This is a genomic window from Phycicoccus sp. Soil803 (genome assembly GCF_001429685.1).
In the GTDB taxonomy this organism is placed as follows: Bacteria; Actinomycetota; Actinomycetes; order Actinomycetales; family Dermatophilaceae; genus Pedococcus.
In genome coordinates, this window is record NZ_LMST01000001.1 from 2626021 (window position 1) to 2643318 (window position 17298).

The 17298-nt window shown below is 71.3% G+C and carries 12 protein-coding genes and 1 pseudogene; 8 read left to right on the forward strand and 5 right to left on the reverse strand.

All coding sequences use genetic code 11. The annotated features are described in order from the left end of the window. The first annotated feature begins 174 nt into the window (after window positions 1-174). Together ASG95_RS12075 and ASG95_RS12080 are read left to right on the forward strand one after the other, a co-directional pair. Window positions 175-1392: a thiolase family protein gene (locus tag ASG95_RS12075; protein ID WP_057377620.1), complete on the forward strand. Its 1218-nt coding sequence runs from the start codon at window positions 175-177 to the stop codon at window positions 1390-1392. Next, a complete protein-coding gene (locus tag ASG95_RS12080; RefSeq protein WP_057377621.1) occupies window positions 1389-3536 on the forward strand; it encodes a 3-hydroxyacyl-CoA dehydrogenase NAD-binding domain-containing protein in 2148 nt (715 codons plus the stop codon). The genes ASG95_RS12075 and ASG95_RS12080 overlap by 4 nt, the downstream gene beginning before the upstream one ends. A gap of 73 nt (window positions 3537-3609) precedes the next feature. Here the strand turns inward: ASG95_RS12080 and ASG95_RS12085 are convergent, their stop codons facing one another. Next, on the reverse strand, window positions 3610-4362 hold the full coding sequence (locus ASG95_RS12085) for an SDR family NAD(P)-dependent oxidoreductase (protein WP_057377622.1): 753 nt from the start codon (window positions 4360-4362) through the stop codon (window positions 3610-3612). Between the two features lie 151 nt (window positions 4363-4513). On the opposite strand from ASG95_RS12085, the gene ASG95_RS12090 reads away from it, so the two are divergent. After that, complete coding sequence (locus ASG95_RS12090; protein ID WP_056920824.1) at window positions 4514-5278, forward strand: 3-hydroxybutyrate dehydrogenase; 765 nt, start codon at window positions 4514-4516, stop codon at window positions 5276-5278. 28 nt (window positions 5279-5306) lie between these two features. After that, window positions 5307-7193, forward strand: coding sequence for a helix-turn-helix domain-containing protein (locus ASG95_RS12095; RefSeq protein ID WP_057377623.1), 1887 nt, complete (start codon window positions 5307-5309; stop codon window positions 7191-7193). On the opposite strand, the gene dxs is transcribed toward ASG95_RS12095, so the two are convergent. Together dxs and ASG95_RS12105 are read right to left on the reverse strand one after the other, a co-directional pair. After that, on the reverse strand, window positions 7165-9033 hold the full coding sequence (gene dxs, locus ASG95_RS12100) for a 1-deoxy-D-xylulose-5-phosphate synthase (RefSeq protein ID WP_057377624.1): 1869 nt from the start codon (window positions 9031-9033) through the stop codon (window positions 7165-7167). The two genes, ASG95_RS12095 and dxs, sit on opposite strands and share 29 nt — an antisense overlap. Before the next feature lie 47 nt (window positions 9034-9080). Beyond that, window positions 9081-11162 (reverse strand): glycogen debranching N-terminal domain-containing protein, encoded by a 2082-nt coding sequence (locus ASG95_RS12105; protein WP_057377625.1) that lies wholly within the window; start codon window positions 11160-11162, stop codon window positions 9081-9083. 256 nt (window positions 11163-11418) lie between these two features. Between ASG95_RS12105 and ASG95_RS12110 the strand changes: the two genes are divergently transcribed. The 4 genes from ASG95_RS12110 to ASG95_RS12125 all read left to right on the forward strand — a co-directional run bounded on the left by ASG95_RS12110 (window position 11419) and on the right by ASG95_RS12125 (window position 15775). Then, window positions 11419-12489, forward strand: a complete 1071-nt coding sequence (locus tag ASG95_RS12110) for a LacI family DNA-binding transcriptional regulator (protein ID WP_057377626.1) — start codon at window positions 11419-11421, stop codon at window positions 12487-12489. Window positions 12490-12552: 63 nt separating this feature from the next. Then, window positions 12553-13791: an extracellular solute-binding protein gene (locus ASG95_RS12115; RefSeq protein ID WP_057377627.1), complete on the forward strand. Its 1239-nt coding sequence runs from the start codon at window positions 12553-12555 to the stop codon at window positions 13789-13791. A 2-nt stretch (window positions 13792-13793) separates the two neighbouring features. Continuing rightward, window positions 13794-14924: a carbohydrate ABC transporter permease gene (locus ASG95_RS12120; protein WP_057377628.1), complete on the forward strand. Its 1131-nt coding sequence runs from the start codon at window positions 13794-13796 to the stop codon at window positions 14922-14924. Continuing rightward, on the forward strand, window positions 14921-15775 hold the full coding sequence (locus ASG95_RS12125) for a carbohydrate ABC transporter permease (RefSeq protein WP_056920817.1): 855 nt from the start codon (window positions 14921-14923) through the stop codon (window positions 15773-15775). The genes ASG95_RS12120 and ASG95_RS12125 overlap by 4 nt, the downstream gene beginning before the upstream one ends. A 147-nt stretch (window positions 15776-15922) precedes the next feature. On the opposite strand, the gene ASG95_RS12130 is transcribed toward ASG95_RS12125, so the two are convergent. Together ASG95_RS12130 and ASG95_RS12135 are read right to left on the reverse strand one after the other, a co-directional pair. Beyond that, complete coding sequence (locus tag ASG95_RS12130; RefSeq protein WP_057378884.1) at window positions 15923-16255, reverse strand: hypothetical protein; 333 nt, start codon at window positions 16253-16255, stop codon at window positions 15923-15925. Window positions 16256-16590: 335 nt separating this feature from the next. Next, window positions 16591-17298: pseudogene (locus ASG95_RS12135) on the reverse strand (hypothetical protein); the annotation flags it as partial.

Consider the following 17298-nt stretch of genomic DNA (forward strand, 5'->3'; position numbering starts at 1 on the left):
TTCCCGCAATGCAGGTTTCGTTCCAAGTGGAGAGATACCTGCCTGGGTGACGGCTCTCACTCGCGAGGTCCGGTGACCCGCTTGTTACCGCAGAGTAGCATCAAGCGGGTAACCCACCGGCACACCGGTGGACCACCACCCCGAGCTTGATCCACATACCCAGGGAGGCCACCCGTGCCCCGCACCCTTCATGAGGTCGTGTTCGTCGACGGTGTCCGGACACCGTTCGGCAAAGCCGGCGACAAGGGCATGTACGCCCAGACGCGCGCCGACGACCTCGTCATCCGCTGCATCCGCGAGCTGATGCGCCGCCACCCCGAGCTCCCCCCGGAGCGCGTCGAGGAGGTGGCCATCGCCGCCACCACGCAGATCGGCGACCAGGGACTCACCCTCGGACGCATGGCCGCCCTCCTGTCGGGCCTGCCCAAGACCACCCCCGGCTACTCGGTCGACCGGATGTGCGCCGGTGCGATGACCGCCGTGACGACCACCGCGAGCTCGATCGCGTTCGGCTCCATCGACATCGCCATCGCCGGTGGCGTCGAGCACATGGGCCGCCACCCCATGGGTGAGGGCGTCGACCCCAACCCGCGGATCGTCGCGGAGAAGCTGGTCGACCCGTCCGCCCTGGTCATGGGCTCGACGGCGGAGAACCTGCACGACCGCTACCCGTCGATCACCAAGGACCGCAGCGACGCGTATGCCGTGGGGTCGCAGGACAAGCTCGCCAAGGCCTACGCGAACGAGCAGATCCAGCCCGACCTCGTGCCTGTCGCCACCCGTCACCAGGAGCTCGGCTACGGTCTGGCCACCCAGGACGAGCCCCCGCGCCCGGGCACCACGGTGGCGGACCTCGCCACGCTCAAGACGCCGTTCCGCCCGCACGGCAACGTCAGCGCCGGCAACTCGGCCGGGCTCAACGACGGTGCCACCGCCTGCATCCTGGCGTCGGAGACGGCGGCCCGCGAGCTCGGCCTGCCGGTGAAGATGCGGCTCGTCGACTTCGCCTTCGTGGGTGTCGAGCCAGAGGTGATGGGCATCGGTCCCGTCCCCGCCACCGAGAAGGCCCTGGCCAAGGCCGGCCTGTCGATCGAGGACATCGGCCTGTTCGAGCTGAACGAGGCGTTCGCGGTGCAGGTGCTCGCCTTCCTCGAGCACTTCGACATCGCCGACGACGACCCCCGCGTCAACCAGTACGGCGGCGCGATCGCCATCGGCCACCCGCTCGCGTCGTCCGGCGTGCGGCTGATGACCCAGCTCGCCCGCCAGTTCGAGGAGCACCCGGAGGTGCGCTTCGGCCTGACCGCGATGTGCATCGGGATCGGGATGGGTGCCGCCGTGATCTGGGAGAACCCCCACCACGCCGACTACGGCAAGGAGGTCGCGGCATGAGCGACGCCACGACGAACACCACCGCCACGACCACCGCCGCGACCACCGCCCCCGCGTTCGAGGAGGTCGTGACGCACACCCCGGTGCGCGACGTCACCCTCCCCGGCAAGGCCGGCACGCTGGCCCTGGTCACGCTGGACAACGGTTTCGACCACACCAAGCCCAACACCTTCGGCCCGCAGACCATCGCCGGTCTCAAGACCACGGTGGACGCCCTGCGGGCGCGCGCCGAGGCGGGCGAGATCCAGGCCGTCGGCATCACCGGCAAGCCGTTCATCTTCGCCGTCGGTGCCGACCTCAAGGCAGTCTCGCAGGCCGCGGACCGCGAGCAGGCGCTCGAGGTGGCTCGCGCGGGACACGCCGCTTTCGCGGCGATCATGGACCTGCCCGTGCCGACCTTTGCGTTCGTCAACGGTGCGGCCATGGGTGGCGGCGTGGAGATCGCGCTGTCCGCCGACTACCGCACCATCTCGGCCGGGGTGCCCGCGCTCGCGCTGCCGGAGACCTTCCTCGGCCTGGTCCCCGGCTGGGGCGGCTGCTACCTGCTGCCCAACCTGGTCGGCCCGGCGAACGCCCTCAAGGTCATCATCGAGAACCCGATGAACATGAACCGCATGCTCAAGGGTCCGCAGGCCTTCGAGCTGGGCCTCGCCGACGTCCTGCTCGAGCCGGCCGACTTCCTCGAGGAGTCGCTGCTCTGGGCCGCCTCGGTCCTGACCGGGCAGACCACGGTCGAGCGGCCTGCGGTCTCGACGGACGAGGCCGAGTGGACTGCAGCCATCAAGGCCGCCAAGGGCCTGGTCGACCTCAAGACCGGTGGCCAGGCCCCCGCGCCCTACCGCGCGCTGGAGCTCGTCGGCCAGGCGCGCACCGCCACCCGAGACGAGGCCTTCGCGGCCGAGGACGAGGCGCTCGCGGACCTCGTCATGGGTGACGAGCTGCGGGCCGGGCTGTACTCGTTCGACCTCGTGCAGCGTCGCGCCAAGCGCCCGGCCGGCGCGCCCGACAAGGCGCTGGCCCGCAAGGTCACCAAGGTCGGCATCGTGGGCGCCGGACTCATGGCGAGCCAGCTCGCCCTGCTGTTCGCCCAGCGGCTCGAGGTGCCGGTGGTCATGACCGACCTCGACGAGGAGCGGGTCGCCAAGGGCGTGGGCTACGTGCACGGCGAGGTCGACAAGCTGCTCGGCAAGAAGCGGGTCAGCTCCGACAAGGCCAACCGGCTCAAGGGCCTGGTCACCGGCGCGACGTCCAAGGACGGCTTCGCGGACGCCGACTTCGTCATCGAGGCGGTCTTCGAGGAGATGTCGGTCAAGCAGCAGGTGTGGTCCGAGGTCGAGGCGATCGTCAGCCCCGAGTGCGTCCTCGCGACCAACACCTCGTCGCTGTCGATCACCGAGATGGCCTCCGGGCTGGCCCACCCCGAGCGGGTCGTCGGGTTCCACTTCTTCAACCCGGTCGCCGTCATGCCGCTGCTCGAGATCATCAAGGGCGAGCAGACCGACGACGCCACCCTGGCCACAGCGTTCGCCACCGGCAAGGGCCTGAAGAAGACCACCATCCTCGTCAAGGACAGCCCGTCGTTCATCGTGAACCGCCTGCTCGGCCGGTTCATGGGCGAGGTCGCCAAGGTCGTCGACGAGGGCACGCCGATCGAGGTCGCTGACCGCGCGTTCGCCGGGCTCGCCCCGATGCCGCCGTTCATCCTCCTCGGCCTGGTCGGTCCGGCCATCGCGCTGCACAACAACGAGACCCTGGCCAAGGCGTTCCCCGACCGCTTCTACGTGTCCGAGAACCTGCGCAAGGTCGTCGCGGCGAAGAAGTCGGCCATCTACACCTGGCCCGAGGGCAAGCCGGTCGTCGACCCCGAGGTCGAGGCGCTCTTCGACAAGCCGGCCGACCCGGTGGTGCTGTCCACCGAGGAGGTCCGTGAGCGGGTGCTGGGCGTGCTCGCCGACGAGGCGCGCCGGATGCTCGACGAGGGCGTGGTCGCTGCGCCGATGGACCTCGACCTGGCCATGATCACCGGTGCCGGGTTCCAGTTCTGGAACGGCGGCCTCACTCCCCTGCTCGACCGTGCAGGCGTGGCCGAGAAGGTGACCGGGCGGCGCTTCCTGCCGCCGGGCGCCGCGAGCGTCCCCGCCTAGGCGAGGGTCCCAGCAAGGGCCGGTGGCCGGCATACCGGAGCGACGGTGTGCCGGCCACCAGCAGGTCAGCAGGTCACTGTGCGGGTGGGACGACCCGGCGATCGGTGCCGTCGAGCAGCTCGACCACGGTGCCGGCCGTGACGTCCTCCCGGACGAGGCGCACGACCTCGCCGGCGACCAGGTGGGGCGGCACGAGCGCGGGCACCCTGGCCTGCTCGGCAGGGTCGAGGGCCGCTCGCTCGGTGTGTGCCCTCGGTAGCCCGATCCACCCCGGCACGACACAGGTGACTCGGACCCCCTCGGCCTGCAACCCGGCCAGCGCGGTAGTGAGGCGGATGAGGCCGGCCTTCGCCACGGCATACGGAGGGCTGCCGTAGGCGGACGACGCCACCCCCGCGCTGGAGGCCACATTGACGACGGCGCCCCGGCGGCGCCGGCGCATCCCGTCCAGACTGAGCTGGAGCAGGCGCATCGGAGCCCGCAGGTTGAGGTCGAGGACCTGGCTCCACTCCTCGAACGCTGCGTCCGGGTACTGGTGGGCCGCTGTCCCCCAGCCACCCGCGTTGTTGACCAGGACGTCGACACCGCCGAAGTCCCCAGCCAGGGCCAGGAGCGCCTGCAGGTCACGCTCCACGGTGACGTCGCACCGGCAGGCGCTGGCCGACCCGCCACGCTCGCGGACCGAACGGGCGAGCAGCTGTGCCGCCGCCGCGTCGCGGTCGGCGATGACCACGCGGGCGCCGCAGTCGGCGAACGACCGCACCAGGTGCTCGCCCAACCCCGTCGCGCCCCCGGTGACCACGACCGTGCTCTCCTCCAGGTCCATGGCCACGACGCTAGGCACCACCCCCGACACCACCCCCGACACCGCCCCACACGGCGCCCGCCCGAGGGGGTCCCGACGCACCACAGGTCGGCGGCGAACTGTGGGCTGGCACCACATGCTCGGGTGCTCGCGCCGCACCTAGTCTCGCCGCATGCCGATGACGCCGACGCTGCTCGACCTGTCCGGACGGAGCGCGTTGGTGACCGGGGCCGCCAGCGGCATCGGGGCCGCCTGCGTCGAGCGGCTGGTCGCCGCCAAGGCGAGCGTGTATGCCGTGGACCGCGACGCCGAGGGCCTCTCCCGGTTCGACGGGGTCGGCGCGGTCGAGGCGCTCGCGGTGGACCTGGCCGACCTCGACGCGGTCGACGCCCTGCCGGGCACCGTCGACATCCTGGTCAACAACGCCGGGATCCAGCACGTCAGCCCGCTGCACGAGTTCCCGGTGGAGACCTGGGACCTGATCATCCGGCTCATGCTGACCTCGCCGTTCCGGCTGACCCGACGCGTCCTGCCCCACATGTACGACCAGGGCTGGGGCCGGGTCGTCAACGTCTCGAGCGTCCACGGGCTGCGGGCCAGCGCCTACAAGGCCGCCTACGTCTCCGCCAAGCACGGGCTCGAGGGCCTGTCGAAGGTGACCGCGCTCGAGGGTGGCGAGCACGGGGTCACGAGCAACTGCGTCAACCCGGCCTACGTGCGGACGCCGTTGGTCGAGCAGCAGATCAGCGACCAGGCCCGCACCCACGGCATCTCCGAGGACGAGGTCGTCGACCGGGTCATGTTGGCGCCGGTGGCCCTCAAGCGGCTGGTCGAGCCGGACGAGGTGGCCGAGCTGGTGGCGTTCCTGTGCAGCCCGGCGGCGGACTCCGTGTCTGGTTCGTCGTTCTCGATGGACGGCGGCTGGACCGCCCACTGAGCGGGTCCGCCGCCTAGGATCCGACTCGATGGACGCCCACGACGACTCCCCCGCGATGACGCTGCTGCGCCTGCTCGCGCAGGGTGCTCCGGCGGCCGAGCTCGAGGCGGTGGTGCCCGGCACCGCCGCGACCGACGACGCCGCTGCGGCCCAGGCCGCCGACGAGGCCCGCGAGCTGGCCTTGCGGGTGCGCGCTGCGTTCGACTCGCGGCGTCGCCGGGAGGCCGAGCTCACCGGCCTCGTCGAGACAGCTCGTGACCTGGCTGCGATGCGTGACCCCAGCGGCATCCTCGAGGCGATCGTCCGCCGGGCCAGGGCGCTGCTGGGGACGGACGTCTCCTACCTCACGCTGTTCGACCCCGAGGCGGGCGACACCTTCATGCGCGCGACCGACGGCTCCGTGAGCGCCGAGTTCCAGGAGGTGCGGCTGTCGCTCGGCGACGGCCTGGGCGGGCTGGTGGCCTCGACGCGCAAGCCCTACTGGAGCGCCGACTACCTCCACGACCACCGCTTCCAGCACACCGGCACCATCGACAGCGCCGTCGGGGACGAGGGTCTGGTGTCGATCTGCGGCACGCCGCTGCTCGTCGAGGACGAGTTCGTGGGCGTGCTGTTCGCGGCCAACCGCTCCCCGCGCCCCTTCTCCCCCGACCAGGTGGCCCTGCTGGGCTCGCTCGCGGCGCTGGCCGCGGTGTCGATCGTGCAGACCCGCAGCGCCGAGGAGGTCCGACGCCACACGGCCGGGGTGGAGCGCGCCGCCGCTGCCCACGACCGGTTCGCCGAGCTGGTGCTCGCGGGTGGAGGGGTCGACGACATCACCAAGGCACTGGGCGACCTGCTCGGGGGCTGGGTGGTGCTGTTGAGCTCGGAGGGCGAGCTGCTCAGCACCCACGGGTCGGCCCCGCTGCCGGACGACGGCAACGCCGGTGCGCTGGCCCGGTCGCGCGCCGTCCGCGAGACGGACAGCACCGGACGGCTCGCCCACGACCCCGGCACGGACCAGTGGGCGATCGGCGTGAAGGCCCCCCAGACCCCGCTCGGCACCCTCGTCCTCGGGGGCGTGGGCATCCTCGACGACGCCGACCGGCGCACCGTCGAGCGGGCGTCGGTGGTGACGGCGCTCGTGCTGCTCTTCGAACGCACCGCGGCCGAGGCCGAGCAACGGGTCCGCACCGACCTCGTGGCCGACCTGGTCAGCGGTCGCGGCGACCCGACGTCGCTGGCCACGCGGGCGCGGGCGCAGGGCATCGATCCCACCGCTCCCCACGCCGTGTTGGTCGCCCACGCCGACCCCGACACCCCGCGCCGCACCCTGCTCCTCGCCGCCCACGCCGCAGCCGGGCAGGGCTCGGTCGTCGGTGAGCACGACGGCCACGTGGTCGCGCTCCTGCCCTCGCAGGACCCGCACGAAGCCGCTGCCGAGCTGGCCCGCCGGCTCAGCCGGCTCGCCACCGTGACCGTCGGCGCGGCCGGTCCGACCACCCTCGGCGCCGACCTGCCGGCCGTGTGGCGCGAAGCCGTCCGCACGGTCTCCGCGCTCGTTTCGCTCGGGTTGGCAGGCACCGGAGCCAGCGCGGGCCACCTCGGTTTCGCGGGTCTGGTCGTCGGGTCGGCACCCGACGTCAGTGGGTACGTCGCCCAGCACCTGGGTCCCCTGCTCGACTACGACGCCCGCCGCGGCTCCGAGCTGGTCAAGACCCTCCAGGCCTACTTCGACGCCGGCGGCAGCCCCCGGCACGCGGCCACCGACCTGCACGTCCACGTCAACACCGTGAGCCAGCGACTGGAGCGGATCTCCGCGCTCCTCGGACCGCACTGGCAGCGCCCCGACGACGCGCTCGAGCTCCAGCTCGCGCTGCGCCTGATGCGTCTGCAGGTGAACAGGCTCAGCGCAGGCGGGTCGCCAACGAGGTAGCCACCGCGTCCGCGGTGAGGCCGACCTCCTCGAGCACCTGTCCCCGCGACGCGTGGTCGAGGAACCGCTTCGGTATGCCGTGCACGTGCACCGGCACGTCGACCTCGGCCTCGCGCAGGGCCAGGGTCACCGCGGCGCCGACTCCCCCGCTGACGAGGTTGTCCTCGACCACGGCGACGGCACCTGCGCGGCGAGCCATGTCGACGAGGTCGTCGCTGACCGGCAGCACCCAGCGCGGGTCGACGGCGGTGACCGAGTGTCCCTGCGCCTCGAGCTTGCCCGCGATGTCGACGGCCATGGCAGCGAAGGCACCGACCCCGACGAGGAGCAGGTCGCACCGGTCCGTCGAGGTCTCGTGGAGCACGTCGACGACCCCGTCCTGGCGGATGGCGTCGACGGCCGGCCCGACATCACCCTTGGGGAAACGGATCACGGTCGGCCCGTCGGTGACGTCGATGGCCTCGCGCAGCTGGCGCTTGACCTGGTCGCCGTCGCGGGGCGCGGCCAGCCGCAGGCCGGGGACGACCGAGGCGATCGTCATGTCCCACATGCCGTTGTGCGAGGCGCCGTCGCTCCCCGTGACGCCGGCCCGGTCGAGGACGAAGGTGACGCCCGCCTTGTGCAGCGCGCAGTCCATCAGCAGCTGGTCGAAGGCCCGGTTGAGGAAGGTGGCGTAGACCGCGACGACCGGATGCAGGCCGGCATACGCCAGGCCGCTGGCCATGGTGACGGCGTGCTGCTCGGCGATCCCGACGTCGAAGACGCGGTCGGGGTACGCGGCGGCGAAGCCGTCGAGGCCGACCGGGATGAGCATCGCCGCGGTGAGGGCGACGACGTCCTCGCGCTCGCGGCCGATCGCGACCATCTCGTCGTTGAACTCGTCGGTCCAGATCCGGCCGCTCACCTCGAACGGCAGGCCGGTCTCGGGGTTGAACTTGCCGATGGCGTGCCACTGGTCGCCCTGGTGCCGCCGGGCGGGGTCGTAGCCGCGGCCCTTCTCGGTGATGACGTGGACGAGCACGGGCCCGCCGAACGCCCTGGCGCGACGCAGCGCCGCCTCGACCGCCTGCTCGTCGTGGCCGTCGACCGGGCCGAGGTACTTCAGGCCGAGATCCTCGAACATGCCCTGCGGCGCGACGATGTCCTTGATGCCCTTCTTCATCCCGTGCAGCGTCTCGTACATCGCTCCGCCGACCACGGGGGTCCGGCTCAGGGTGTTCTTGCCCCAGTCGAGGAAGCGCTCGTAGCCACGGGTGGTGCGCAGGGTCGCGAGGTGGTCGGCCAGGCCGCCGATGGTCGGGGCGTAGGACCGCTCGTTGTCGTTGACCACGATGGTCAGGGGCAGGTCCTTGTCGGCGGCGATGTTGTTGATCGCCTCCCAGGCCATGCCCCCGGTGAGTGCGCCGTCGCCGATGACCGCCACGGTGTGCCGGCCCTTCTCACCGCGCAGTCGCCGGGCCTTGGCGATGCCGTCGGCCCAGGACAGGGCGGTGGAGGCGTGGGAGTTCTCGACCACGTCGTGCTCGGACTCGGCCCGGCTCGGGTAGCCCGACAGGCCGCCCTGCTTCTTGAGCTGGCTGAAGTCGTGCCGGCCGGTGAGCAGCTTGTGCACGTAGGACTGGTGGCCGGTGTCGAAGACGATGGCGTCCCGGGGGCTGTCGAAGACGCGGTGCAGCGCGATGGTCAGCTCGACGACCCCGAGGTTGGGGCCGAGGTGGCCGCCGGTCTTGGAGACGGACTCGACGAGGAAGTCACGGATCTCCTGGGCCAGCCCGGGCAGCTGGGCAGGCGTCAGCGCCTTGAGGTCGGCCGGGCCGGTGATGGTCTCGAGCACTCCCACGCACGCCGTCCTTCCGGTTGTCATCTCTGCAGGGGAACCGCCCGAGTCTATGCGCCCCGGCTGATCCGGACCTCCTGCGGGACCCCGGTGACCTCCACCTCACCGTCGCGGCTGACGGACACCGTGAAGGGCACGCCACCCAGCCGCAGGCCGTCGACGCGGAGCGCGCCGAACGGCAGGGGCAGGACCGGCTCGACGTGCAGGACGCCGCCGGGCAGGTCGGCGCGCAGGCCGAGTGCGACCGTGAGGATGGCACCGGCCGAGGCCGCGGACCACGCCTGGGGTCGGCACGAGGCGGGGTAGGGCGAGGGGCGACCCAGCATGGGCAGCCCCGAGTAGAGCTCGGGCCAGCGGTAGTCGAACGCCTCGGCGGACGCGACGAGGGCCTGCGCCACGCGGGCAGCCGCCCCGGTCAGCCCTTCGCGGGCCAGCCCCAGCGCGACGATGGCGGTGTCGTGGGTCCAGACCGACCCCGTGTGGTAGCCGATCGGGTTGAACCCACCGTTGCCGGTGCCGAGGGTGCGCACGCCGAAGGTGTCGAGCAGCTCGTCACCCGTCACCGTCTCCCCGACCGCGGCGGCCTCCGCGGCGTCCAGCGTGCCGGTACCGAGCGCGTGCCCCATGTTGGAGCCCAGCCCGTCCACGGGTTTGCCCGACCCGTCGAGCGCCATCGCGAGGTAGCGGCCCGCACCGCCCTCGACCCAGAACGCCCGCCGCACGCGCTCCCGCAACGCCCCGGCCTCCACCCGTGCAGTGTCCGCTCCGTCCTCACCCAGCGCGTCGAGGAGGTCAGCGGCCCCGAGCAGTGCCTCCACGGCATACGCCTGCGCCTCGACGAGGGCGATCGGCGCGGCAGCGACGCTGCCGTCGCGCATGCGCATCGAGTCGCCGGAGTCCTTCCAGCCCTGGTTGGCGAGGCCGTGGCCCGTGGTGTCGAGGTACTTGAGGAAGCCGTCGTCGTCCGGCTGGCCGTCCGAGGTGAGCCAGGCCACGGCCGCGCGCAGGTTGGGGAGCAGCACGCGGACCTCGGCCTCCGGCAGCCCCCAGCGCCAGGCCTCGACCAGCAGAGTCACCCACAGGGCTGTGGCGTCGACGGTGCCGTAGTAGAGCGGCGGGAGCGCCAGGTCTCCCTTCCGCGGCGACCCCGTGTATGCCGTGCGGCGCACCTCGTGGGCGATCTTGCCGGGCTGCTCGGCCGAGTCGGCGTCGTGTCGCGTGCCCTGACGACGGGCCAGTGCGCGAAGCGTGCCGCCTGCGAGCTCGGTGCCGAAGGGCAGCATCATCCGCGCCGCCCAGATCGAGTCCCGACCGAAAAGCGTGAGGTACCAAGGAGATCCGGCTGCGGCGAAGACGTCGGCCGGCTCGAGGGGGTCGCGGAGCAGGAGGTGCCGCAGGTCGTCCGTGGACTGGGCGACGAGGGGCGCGAGACGCGGCTCGTCGGACGTGACGCGGATGTCGCCCCACGTGACGGCGGCGCCGCCCGGGTCGGCGTCGAACTCCGAGGCTGCCGTCCGGGAGGCCCTGACGGTCACCCTCAGGGTCTGGCTCTCGCCGGGCTCCACGACGACGTCATGGCTGACGACGGCGCGATCCGTCGCGACCTCGAGTCGGGTCGGCGCGGGGTCGAAGTCGACGCGCGTGCTGTGCCGTTCAGTGGTGAACGTCAGGACCCCGTCGGTCAGCTCGGGCGCCACCGACGGAGCGTCGAAGGTGCCGTACTTCACCCGGGCGATGGCCAGGCCGTCGGACCCGAGCTCGAGCCGCAAGGTCGCGCGGACGGTGCGGGCAGCGCGCGAGGTCACCGTCACGTCCTCGTGCAGGGTGGCTCCCTCCAGGGTGCGCACCCGGCGGACCTCGACGGTCGGGTCGGGCCCCTCGTCGCCCAGCCCGCGAGCCGCGCCGAAGAACTCCGCCGTGGCACCACCGGCCTCCGAGGCGATCGCGCTGGGCGTCTCGCCCGAGACGGTCAGCTCGAGCCTGGACAGGAGGCGCACGTCGTCGACGAAGAGCCCGTGACCGGCTCCAGGGCTCACGTCACCCGTGGTCGCGGACAGGGCCGTCGCGTTGCCGTCGACGATGATCCGCAGGTCGTGCAGCCACGGTTGACGTGGGCTCTGCTCGGTGGTCACGCGGGCCTCGCTTCCCGGTTCAGCACTGGGTCCATCAGGGGCTTCCATCAGGAGATTCCTCAAGGCTTCCCTCAGGGCTTCCCTCAGGGCTTCCCTCAAGGCTTCCCTCAAGGCTTCCCTCAGGGCATTCCTCAAGGGTGGTGGCCATGATCTCTTGACTGCCGGCCCGCCGTGGGCCATATTCAGCCTAGTTGGATCGTTCAAATAGGGCATCTTCACCCAAGCCGTCGGTCGATCACAGCGCAAGGGAGCGGTTGTGGCAAGTGGACCTGAGCAGTCCCGCGGACGAGCGACGATCGTCGACGTCGCCACCGCGGCCGGAGTGTCCCGCCAGACCGTCAGCAACGCCCTCAACTACCCCCAGCGGGTCGCGCCCGCCACGCTCGTGCGGGTCCACCGCGAGATCGAGCGCCTCGGGTTCACCCCCAACGCGGCGGCGCAGCAGCTGCGGCGGCGCAAGGCCTCCGCCTACGGGTTCGAGGTGAACCCCTCGGGCGCCGGCAAGATGGGCCACATCCTCGACGGCTTCCTCGTCGAGCTGACCGTGGCGGCCCCCGACCACAGCTGCCACCTGGTCACCTTCGCCCCCGACCTGACCAGCCTGCTCGCGGGCTACGACCAGATCCTCTCCACCGGGCTGGTCGACGGGTTCGTGCTGGGTGACACCCGGCACGACGACCCCCGGCCCGCCTGGTTGCTCCAGAACGACGTGCCCTTCGTGACCTTCGGCCGGATCTGGGACGAACCCCACATGGGTCGGTGGGTCGACGTCGACGGACGCGCCGGCATGGAACTCGCAGTCGAGCACCTGCTCGGGCAGGGCTACACCTCGGTCGCCTACCTCGGGTGGCCGGACGGCTCCCCCGTCGGCGACGACCGACGCCGAGGCTGGCTGGCCGGCCTCGCCGACGCCGGTCTGGCGGACGACCCCATCGCCGAGGAGGCGGTGCAGGACCTGGCCGCCGCGACCGCGGCTGCTGACCGGTTGCTGGCGCGGCTCGGGCCGGACAGCGCCATCCTCTGCGCGTCCGACCTGCTGGCCCTCGGCGCGCTGCGGGCGGTCCGCAACCGCGGCCTCGAGCCCGGCCGCGACATCGGCGTGGTGGGGTTCGACGACAGCGACGTCGCGGAGGCCCTGCAGCTGAGCAGCCTGCGCCAGCCGCTCCAGCAGGCGGCCGCTGAAGCCTGGCGGATCGTCCATGAGAAGGGCACCGACCTGTCCCTGACCGCCTTGCTGGCCCCGACGCTCACGGTCCGCGAGAGCACCTCCCGCGCGGGCGACACCCCAGCACCCCCTCCGACCCCTGCACCCCGACCCACCCCCTGACCCTGAGTCACCCAGGTCGTCCGACATCCCTGCGGACGGCAAACCCATCCCCGAGGAGCATCCATGAGGCGCAACACCACCCTGGCCCTGGTCGTCGCGGCCACGACATCGCTGGCGCTGACCGCCTGCGGTGGCGGCGGCTTCGACGAAGGCGCCAAACCGCAGCAGTCGTCCGGCCCGGCGAAGCTGCAGATCCTGATCGGCACGTCCGGCGACGCCGAGACCGCGGCCGTCAAGGCGGCCGCTGACACCTGGGCCAAGAAGACCGGCAACACCGCTGAGGTCGTCGTCGCCTCCGACCTCAACCAGCAGCTCGGTCAGGGCTTCGCCGGCGGCACTCCCCCGGACATCTTCTACGCCGACGCCGGCCGCATCGGCGACTTCGCCAAGGCGGGCAACCTCTACGCCTACGGCGACCAGGTCAAGGACGCGGGCTACCTCGACAGCCTCGTGCAGACCTACACCTACGACGGCAAGCTCCAGTGCGCGCCGAAGGACTTCTCGACGCTCGCCCTGGTCATCAACACCGAGATGTGGACCAAGGCCGGCCTGACCGACGCCGACATCCCCAAGGACTGGTCAGGTCTGGAGACCGTGGCCAAGAAGCTCACGAGCGGCAAGGTCACCGGCCTCGTCGTCAGTGGCGAGTGGGCCCGGCTCGGGGTCTTCATGCGTCAGGCCGGCGGCTGGGTCGTCAGCCCCGACGGCAAGACCGTGACGGCCGACTCCCCGGAGAACGTCGCCGGGCTCACCGAGGCGCAGAAGCTGCTCAAGGCCGGCTCGATGAAGTACGCCAAGCAGGTCGACGCCGGCTGGGGTGGCGAGGCGCTGGGCAAGGGCAAGGCCGCGATGACCATCGAGGGCAACTGGATCCGCGGCGCGCTGAAGAACGACTTCCCCGACATCAAGGCCAAGGTCGTCGAGCTGCCGGCTGGTCCGGCCGGCAAGGGCACGCTGCTGTTCAGCAACTGCTGGGGCATCGCCGCCAAGTCGAAGAACCAGGCCGCCGCGGTCGACCTCGTGAAGTCGCTGACCTCGGTCGACCAGCAGATGGAGTTCGCCAAGGCGTTCGGTGTCATGCCGTCCACCAAGGAGGGCTCGACGCAGTATGCCGCCGCCTTCCCTGACGACGCCGCGTTCTCCGCCGGTGGTGCCTACGGCACCGGTCCGGTGAACGTGCCGGGCTTCGACCCGGTGATGGCCGCCTTCAACACCGACCTCGAGCAGCTGGCGAGCAAGGACCCGAAGACGATCCTGTCCAGCCTGCAGAAGAACGGCGACGCGGCCCTCAAGGGTCAGTGAGCATGACCGTCATCCCCGGATCCCGCCGCCGCGCCAAGGCCGGCGGCGGGATCCGCGGCGGCGAGGCCGTCGCAGGCTGGTTGTTCACCGCGCCCATGATGATCATCCTCGGGCTGTTCCTGTTCATCCCGATCGTGATGGCCCTCTACGTCAGCTTCACCAACTGGAACGGCAACGGCTCGCCCTTCAACGGCGGCGCCAACGCCGAGTGGGTGGGGACCAGCAACTACACGTCCCTGTTCACCCAGGACGGCCTCAAGCGCGCCAACTTCATGCAGTCCCTCAACAACAACTTCTGGTACGTGCTGTTCGTCGTGCCGCTCCAGACGGCGGTGTCGTTCTTCCTGGCGCTGATCGTCAGCAACCGTTTCCTCAAAGGGAAGGGCTTCTTCCGCACCGCGTTCTACTTCCCTTCGGTCACGAGCTCGATCGCGATCAGCGTGGTGTTCCTGTTCCTCTTCGCCAACTCGGGCGCGGTGAACGCGGTCCTCAGCGCCGTGGGCATCAAGGGGCCGGCCTGGTTCAGCGACTCGCGCGGGCTCTTCCACATCGTGCTGGGCTGGTTCGGCGCGGGTGACAACCCCGGGTGGGGCCAGGGCCTGGTCCTCGGCCGCTCGGTCTGGGACTGGTTCGCCGGGCCCTCGGTCGCCATGTGCGTCGTCATCATCCTGGCGGTCTGGACCACCACCGGCACCTTCATGCTGATGTTCCTGGCGGCCCTGCAGGACGTGCCGGTCGAGGTCGAGGAGGCCGCCATGCTCGACGGCGCCACCGGCTGGCAGAAGCTCCGCCACGTCACCATCCCCATGCTCAAGCCGGCGTTCTTCCTCGTGACCACGCTCGGGCTGATCGGCACCTGGCAGCTCTTCGACCAGATCTACGTCATGGGCAAGGGTGCTCCCGCCAACACCACGCTGACCCCGGCCTACCTGTCCTACAAGCAGTCCTTCACCAGCCTCCAGTACGGCAGTGGCGCGGCGATGTCGTTCATCGTCTTCGTCCTCATCGTCGTGCTGACCGCCTTCCAGCGGTGGCTCATGCGGGACAAGGACGTCAAGCCGAGGCGACGCTTCGGGCGGGCAGCTGCCGTCGGCGTCGCGACCCAGGGCACCGGCACCGGAGGTGTGAGGTGAACCAGCGGACCAAGGGTTGGAAGCTGACGCTCTTCTACGTCATCCTCGTGGCCTTCGCGGTCATCTACCTCTACCCGTTCCTCATCCAGACCGCGACGTCGTTCAAGTCCAACGCGAGTGCCACCGACAACCCGCTGAGCCTGGTCCCCAACCCGCTCGACCTCTCGACCTGGAAGCGGATCTTCGGTATCGGTGGGGACACCTCGCTCCCCATCATGCGATGGCTCACCAACTCGGTCGTCGTCACCGTCGTCATCACGGCCGCTCGGGTCTTCCTCGACAGCATGGCCGGATATGCGTTGTCCCGCCTGAGGTTTCGCGGCCGCGGGTTCCTCTTCTCCACCGTGCTCGCCGTGATGAGCGTGCCGGGCGTCGCGCTCCTGATCCCGAAGTTCCTCATGGTGAACTACCTCGGGATCTACGACAGCTACACCGCGATGGTCCTGCCGCTGGTCGTCGACGCTGCCGGGGTCTTCATCATGAAGCAGTTCTTCGACTCGGTCCCGGTGTCGATCGAGGAGGCTGCGCGGATCGACGGGGCCGGCGTGTTCCGGACCTTCTGGTCGGTGGTGCTGCCGATGGCCCGCCCAGCCCTGATCACCCTGACGATCCTGTCGTTCCAAGGCTCCTGGAACGAGTTCACCCACTTCCTGGTCACCACGCAGAGCCCGGAGCTGAAGACCCTCGTGACCGGCTTGGCCAGCCTGGCCAGCGGCGACCTGGGTGCCGGCTCGCAGTACCCGCTCAAGCTCGGCGCCGCGCTCCTGACGACGATCCCGGTCGCGGCGCTGTTCTTCGCCTTCCAGCGCTACTTCGTGTCGGGCGCCAACGAGGGCGCCGAGAAGGGCTGACGCCGTTCGGTATGCCGCCGTGCCCCACCGGGCGCGGCGGCGCACTGCGCGCGGGCGGCACCGTGCGTGGGGTGGTCGCTTTGCGCGCGGGGCGGCACCGCGCGTGGACAGCCTGGTGCGGGGGGCGGCATGGTTCGTGGCGGGGACTCACAACCTGGGCACGTAGCGCTTGCCCTGCAGCGCGTCGTAGACCAGACCAGCACTGCGTCGCGCCGCGAGCAACCGCACCCCCTCGGTCTCGAGGTCGGCCAGCACCTGGGCCAGCCCCTCGCTGGTGAGGTGGTCGCCGAGCTCGACGCGCACCTCACGGTAGGCCTGCCGCATCGCGACCACCTGCGCGTCGATGTGCCGGGTCGTGATCCAGGCCAACGCGACCGGCTGCCGTCGCCACCCGGCATACAGGCGGTACTCGGAGGGACAGAAGTCGAGCAGCCACGAGACGGCGGGCACCTGCCAGCCGTGCGACTCCGGCGGCGGCACCAGCGGAGGCCAGCCCGGAGGCACCGCAGGGCTCGCAGGTCTCGTCGGCGACGGACCCGCGAGGCGTCCCCCAGCCTCACCCGGCCGGCGAGCCGAAGCAGACATCGCCGGCCGTGCTGGACGACCGACGGGAGCCCTCCAGCGATTCGAACATGTGTTCGATCATAGGGCACCGACGGGGTGTCGCGCACCGCCGCGGGATCTTTGATGGGTAGGCCCCACCCCGGTGTGGGCATCCCATCAAGGAGTCGCCGAGAGTGAGCCTCGGGACGGCCCGCGGGCACGGGGGAAGGACGGACGGCGGGCTGCTTCACCGTCCGTCCTCCCCTGCCGGGTCAGCTCACGTCGGCGAACCTCCGCGCGGTGACCCGGGTGCCTGCTCCGGCGAGGAGCAGGAGTCCGGCGAGCAGCAGGAGCTGCCACGGGACGCCTCCGGTCATCGCCAGCGCGGCCGCCGCAGTGGGTGCTCCGAGGGCTGGAAGAGCCGAGGCTGCGGGGTTGGCGCTGCTCGACCCGCTCCCGGTGTCGCCCGAGGGCTGGCCCGCCGATCCGTCGGCGCCGTCACCAGGCGTGGTGGGCGTGGTGGGCGTCGTCGGGTCGCTCGGATCGTCGCCGGGAGGCGTGGCCGGGTCGGGTCCGGTGGCGGCTCCCGTGGTGGTGGCGTCCCCGAAGACCGAGACCGCATTGCCACCGGCCGTCACCGGTGCGGTCACCGGGGCGGTGACCTGGTTGCCACCGGCCGCCGAGCCTTCACCCGACGTCGAGTCACCCGCACCGCCAGCAGAACCGCCCGAAGGGGCGGTCGCGGTCGAACCCGAGGACGACGAGTCCCCCAGCACCGACACGCTGTTGCCACCGGCCGTGACCGGTGCGGTCACCGGAGCGGTGACCTGGTTGCCACCGGCCGCCGAGTCCGCACCCGAGGTCGTGTCACCGGCACCGCCAGCCGAACCAGCGGTGCCACCTGAGGGGGCGGTCGCGGTCGAACCCGAGGACGACGAGTCCCCCAGCACCGAGACCGCATTGCCACCGGCCGTGACCGG

Excerpts from the sequence above, each read along its gene's own strand:
- ASG95_RS12080 (WP_057377621.1), top strand. The coding sequence starts at position 1,389 with ATGAGCGACGCCACGACGAACACCACCGCCACGACCACCGCCGCGACC.
- ASG95_RS12085 (WP_057377622.1), bottom strand. The coding sequence starts at position 4,362 with ATGGACCTGGAGGAGAGCACGGTCGTGGTCACCGGGGGCGCGACGGGG.
- ASG95_RS12090 (WP_056920824.1), top strand. The coding sequence starts at position 4,514 with ATGCCGATGACGCCGACGCTGCTCGACCTGTCCGGACGGAGCGCGTTG.
- ASG95_RS12095 (WP_057377623.1), top strand. The coding sequence starts at position 5,307 with ATGGACGCCCACGACGACTCCCCCGCGATGACGCTGCTGCGCCTGCTC.
- ASG95_RS12115 (WP_057377627.1), top strand. The coding sequence starts at position 12,553 with ATGAGGCGCAACACCACCCTGGCCCTGGTCGTCGCGGCCACGACATCG.
- ASG95_RS12120 (WP_057377628.1), top strand. The coding sequence starts at position 13,794 with ATGACCGTCATCCCCGGATCCCGCCGCCGCGCCAAGGCCGGCGGCGGG.